Source organism: Actinomadura logoneensis (assembly GCF_003428695.1).
GTDB lineage: Bacteria > Actinomycetota > Actinomycetes > Streptosporangiales > Streptosporangiaceae > Spirillospora > Spirillospora logoneensis.
Window position 1 is genome coordinate 1 of the sequence record NZ_QURH01000818.1, and the last position, 4,731, is coordinate 4,731.

At 74.2% G+C, this 4,731-nt stretch carries 4 protein-coding genes and 2 pseudogenes; 2 read left to right on the top strand and 4 right to left on the bottom strand.

Features of this window, described 5'->3' with window-relative positions; all coding sequences use genetic code 11:
- Positions 1–223, top strand: a pseudogene (locus DZF91_RS28030) (MFS transporter); the annotation flags it as partial.
- 57 nt (positions 224–280) lie between these two features.
- Positions 281–1,414 carry an alkene reductase gene (locus DZF91_RS28035; protein ID WP_117360130.1) on the top strand — a complete coding sequence of 378 codons (1,134 nt, stop codon included), beginning with the start codon at positions 281–283 and terminating at the stop codon, positions 1,412–1,414.
- Between the two features lie 2 nt (positions 1,415–1,416).
- Here DZF91_RS28035 and egtD read toward each other — a convergent pair whose 3' ends face one another.
- The 4 genes and pseudogenes from egtD to DZF91_RS28055 form a co-directional block, all read right to left on the bottom strand.
- Positions 1,417–2,367: an L-histidine N(alpha)-methyltransferase gene (gene egtD, locus DZF91_RS28040; RefSeq protein WP_117360131.1), complete on the bottom strand. Its 951-nt coding sequence runs from the start codon at positions 2,365–2,367 to the stop codon at positions 1,417–1,419.
- 100 nt (positions 2,368–2,467) lie between these two features.
- Complete coding sequence (egtC, locus tag DZF91_RS28045; RefSeq protein ID WP_117360132.1) at positions 2,468–3,211, bottom strand: ergothioneine biosynthesis protein EgtC; 744 nt, start codon at positions 3,209–3,211, stop codon at positions 2,468–2,470.
- Positions 3,211–4,536 carry an ergothioneine biosynthesis protein EgtB gene (gene egtB, locus DZF91_RS28050; protein ID WP_117360133.1) on the bottom strand — a complete coding sequence of 442 codons (1,326 nt, stop codon included), beginning with the start codon at positions 4,534–4,536 and terminating at the stop codon, positions 3,211–3,213. Before egtB ends, egtC begins: the two co-directional genes overlap by 1 nt.
- Positions 4,530–4,731, bottom strand: a pseudogene (locus DZF91_RS28055) (ergothioneine biosynthesis glutamate--cysteine ligase EgtA); the annotation flags it as partial. The gene egtB and the pseudogene DZF91_RS28055, both read right to left, overlap by 7 nt.

Here is a 4,731-nt window from a genome sequence, read left to right on the forward strand (position 1 = left end):
CGCCGGCGCGGCGGGCGGCAAGGCCGGCGACGGCGCCGCCGACGCCGCCCAGGCGCTGCTGGTCACCCTCTGGAACGTGGCCATGGCGGGCGGCGGGGTCGCGGGCGGCGTGCTGCTCGACCGGCTCGGCACGGCCGCGCTGCCCTGGACCGCGCTCGTCCTGCTCGCCCCGGTGCTCGCGGTGGTCGTCGCCGCCCGCCGGAACGCCTTCCCCGCCCGCTGACCCGGGCCCCCCGTCCACCTGACCTTTCCCACCCCCTTTTCTGAAAGGCACAGCGCCATGCTGAACGACACCCTGCTCTCCCCCTCCCGCGTCGGCCTCCTCGACCTGCCGAACCGGCTGGTCATGGCCCCGATGACGCGCAACCGCGCGGACGCCGACGGCGTGCCCGGCGCGCTGATGGAAACCTACTACGCCCAGCGCGCGACCGCCGGGCTGATCATCGCCGAGGCCGCCACCCCGAACGCGGTCGGCCTGACCTACCCGAACATCCCGGCGATCTACGGCCCCGCGCACGTCACCGGCTGGCGCGGCGTGACCCGCGCCGTCCGGGACGCGGGCGGACGGATGTTCCTCCAGATCCAGCACGGCGGACGCGTCGGACACCCCGACAACAGCGGCCTGCACCCGGTCGCGCCCTCGCCCGTCCCGCTGCCGGACACGATCCACACCCCGACCGGTCCGCGGCCGGCCGTCGTCCCCCGGGAGATGACCGAGGACGACATCCGCCGCACGGTCGAGGACTTCGCCGCCGCCGCGCGCAACGCGATCGACGCGGGCTTCGACGGCGTGGAGGTGCACTCGGCGAACGGCTACCTGCTGCACCAGTTCCTCGGCTCCAACACCAACCTGCGGACCGACGGGTACGGCGGGTCGGTCGAGAACCGCGTCCGGTTCACGCTGGAGGTCACCCGCGCGGTCGTGGACGCCGTGGGGGCCGACCGCGTCGGCGTCCGCATCTCCCCGGCCGTCACCGCCAACGACCTGCGCGAGGACGACACCGACGCGCTCTACCCGGTGCTCGTCCGCGGCCTCGCCGAGATCGGCCCGGCCTACCTGCACGTGGTCTACGCCGACCCGGACGCGGCCGTGTACCAGACGATCCGCGAGTTGTGGCCGAACGTCCTGGTCGCCAACCCGAAGCTGGACGAGCCCACCACCGAGGAGGTCACCGCGAAGGCCGAGCGGCTGGCCGAGGCGGGCGCCGACCTGGTCGCGCTCGGCCGCCCGTTCCTGGCCAACCCGGACCTCGTCGAGCGGCTGCGCACGGGCGCGCCCCTCAACGAGATCCAGGGCCGGTACCTGATGTACACGGGCGGAGCGACCGGCTACACCGACTACCCGTCGCTCGACCCGGCGGCGCTGGCGGAGCCGCGGCCGGAGCCGCGAGTGGCGGCTCCGCTCGCGGGATGAGGTCAGGCCGGACGGGCGAGGCAGAGCGAGAAGTCGCCCGCCTCGTCCGTCCAGAACTCCGCCATCCGCAGCCCGGCCGTCCCGAGCTCGGTGGCCAGGCGCTCGCGGCGGAACTTGGCGGAGATCTCGGTGCGCATCTCCTCGTCCTTCGCGAACTCGCAGGTCAGGTCCAGCGCGCCGATCCGGACGGTCTGGTCGCGCAGGGACCGCAGCCGCATCTCGATCCACTCGTCCGACGCGTTCCAGAGCGCGCGGTGCTCGAACGCGTCCGGCTCGAAGTCGGCGTCCAGCTCCCGGTTGATGACCCGCAGCACGTTCTTGTTGAACTCGGCGGTCACTCCTTGCGCGTCGTCGTAGGCCCGGACGATCCGCTCCGGGTCCTTCACCAGGTCGCAGCCGAGCAGCAGCGCGTCGTCCGGGCCCATGGTGGCGCGCAGGCCGCCGAGGAAGCCGATCCGGGCGGCGGGCGGCATGTTCCCGATCGTCCCGCCGAGGAAGGCGACCAGGCGGCGGCTCCCGGTGGGCAGCAGGTTGAGGTGCTTCTCGTAGTCGGCCACCACCGGCCGGACGGTCAGCCCCGGATGGTCGGCGGCGATCGCGGCGGCGGCCTCCTCCAGGAAGTCGCCGGACACGTCCACCGGGACGTACTCCTCCAGGGTCCCGGCGAGCGCGGCGAGCAGCAGCCGGGTCTTCTCGCCCGACCCCGCGCCGAGCTCCACCAGCGTCGTCGCGCCCGTCAGGTCGGCGATCTCGGCGGCCCGGGCGGTGAGGATCTCCCGCTCGCGTCGGGTCGGGTAGTACTCCTCGAGCCGGGTGATGTCCTCGAACAGCGCGCTGCCGCGCTCGTCGTAGAACCACTTCGGCGGCAGCGTCTTCGGGGTCCCGGCGAGTCCTTCGGCCACGTCCAGGCGCAGGGACTTGGCGAGGTCGTCCGGTGTGAGGAACAGGTCCACGGGTTCTCCAGGTGTCTGGGAGCGGGAATGAAGGACAGGGGGCCGGCCCGGTGGGCGGTCACAGGGCCGGCCTGCGGTCACGGTCACGGGGCCGGCCGGGTCACAGCGGCCGGATGCGGACGCCGGACGCCAGGTCGGCGGCCACCAGCGAGCCGTCCGGGACGGGCTGCCACGCGGGGTCGGAGTCCACCGGCTCGGACGCGATCCACAGCGCGTCCGGCTGCGCGCGGACGAACAGCGAGTCGCCCCGGACGGTCGCCGCGAGCGACGTCCCGTCCGAGGCCAGCAGGTTGAGGGCGCCGGCCTGGAGGCCCGTCAGGGCCTCGACGGCCTCGACGGTCGCGGCGAGGCCGCCCGCCAGGGACGTCCCCTCCCGCCAGTACCGGGCCGCGATCGCGAACAGCAGCGCCGAGTCGACGGGCGCTCGGGCGTCCGGGACCTCGCCGAGCTCCCCGGCCAGCTCCCGCAGCTTCGTCTCCACCCCGGCGAAGCCGCCGACCTTGCCGTTGTGGCTGAACAGGCGCGTCCCGGCCCGGAACGGCTGGGCGCACGACTCGTCCACGGGGAACCCGGTCGTCGCCGACCGGATCGCGACCACCGCGCACGGCGCGGAGACGGCGCGGGCCACCTCCCGGAACGAGGTGTCGGTCCAGACGGGCTGGGCGCGGCGGAACCGGAACGCCTCCCCCGCCTGGTACCAGCCGACGCCGAAGCCGTCGGCGTTGAGCAGGTTCCCCTGCGTCATGCGCGGCGCGTACGACTGGCGCTCCATGCTGTGCTCCCCCGCGTACACGAGGTCGTGCAGCGGACGGCCCGGACCGAGGTATCCCAGGTGGCGGCACATCAGAGCGACCTCGCACAACGGAAGCCGCTGAAGATCTGGCGGCGGATCGGGTAGTCCCAGTTGCGGAACGAGCCGCGCACCGCGAGCGGGTGCGTCGCCCAGGAGCCGCCGCGCAGGACCTTGTACTCGGGCCCGAAGAAGACCTCCGAGTACTCCTTGTAAGGGAAGGACCGGAAACCGGGATAGCCGTGGAAGTCGCTGGACGTCCACTCCCACACGTCTCCCATGAGCTTGCGCACGCCGTAGGCGGACGCCCCGGACGCGTAGGTTCCGGCCCCGGTCGGGTGGAGGAGCCGCTGACCGAGGTTGGCGCGCCCCTCCTCCCACGTGTCGCCCCACGGGTAGCGGCGGGACCGGCCCGTCTCGGGATCGTGCCGGGCGGCCTTCTCCCATTCGGCCTCGGTGGGCAGCCGCTTGCCCGCCCACCGCGCGTACGCGTCGGCCTCGTACCAGCACACGTGCTGGACGGCCTCGTCCGGCGGGACGGGTTCGACGCGTCCGAACCGGCGCCGCACCCACGAGGAGCCCTCGCGCGTCCAGAAGGCGGGCGCGCGCTTGCCGGACGCGTTGCGCCACTGCCATCCGGCGTCCGTCCACCAGCGGCGCTCGTCGTACCCGCCGTCCTCGATGAACCGCTGGTAGGCGGCGTTGGTGACCGGCTCGGTGTCGATGAAGTAGGCGGGGACGTCCACGACGTGCCCCGGACGCTCGTTGTCGTAGGCCCAGGGGTCGTCCGAGCTGCCCATGACGAACGGGCCGGCCGGGACCAGCACCTCGTCCGCCGGGGCGGGCGAGACCGGCAGGTCCGGGGCGGCGCGGTCGAGCAGGGCGGGCTCGCCCCGGCGGAGCTGGTGCGTCGCGAGCATCGTCTCGTCGTGCTGGTGCTCGTGCTGGACGACCATCCCGTACACGAACCCGCCCGAGGTGAGCGGGTCGGCGGTGTCGAAGCGGACGCGCTCCAGGGAGTCCAGCACCTTGGCGCGGACCTCGGCGATGTAGGCGCGCGCGTCGTCCGGGGCCAGCAGCGGCAGCGTGGGCCGCTCGGCGCGCGGATGCTCGAACGCGTCGTAGAGCGTGTCGATCTCCGGCCGCATCGGGGCGGTCCCGGCGGCGGCGCGCAGCAGCCACAGCTCCTCGTAGTTGCCGACGTGCGCCAGGTCCCAGACCAGCGGCGACATCAGCGGGGAGACCTGCGCGGTCAGCTCGGGACGCGGCAGCGCCCCGGTGGTCAGGCCGAGGCTGCGGTCGCGGGCGGCGGTGAGCTCGGCCGCGACGAGCTCCTTCAGCGCGTCCTCGGAGAGCGCGGCGGCGGGTGCGGTCAGCATGGGGAGGTCTCCTCGGCGAACGCGGGGCTGAGGCCCCGCTCCACGTAGCGGTCGGCGTACTCGGCGACGACCGGGACGAGCGCGGCGGCGCCCAGTCCCGGCAGCGCGGACAGCGCGGCCTCGAAGCAGGCGCGCGCCGCGTCCGCGAGGACGGCGTCGGCCAGGCCGTGCCGGGCGGCGGGCAGCCACCAGCCC

Coding starts and splice junctions, on each gene's coding strand:
- DZF91_RS28035 (WP_117360130.1), top strand. CDS start 281: ATGCTGAACGACACCCTGCTCTCCCCCTCCCGCGTCGGCCTCCTCGAC.
- egtC (WP_117360132.1), bottom strand. CDS start 3,211: ATGTGCCGCCACCTGGGATACCTCGGTCCGGGCCGTCCGCTGCACGAC.
- egtB (WP_117360133.1), bottom strand. CDS start 4,536: ATGCTGACCGCACCCGCCGCCGCGCTCTCCGAGGACGCGCTGAAGGAG.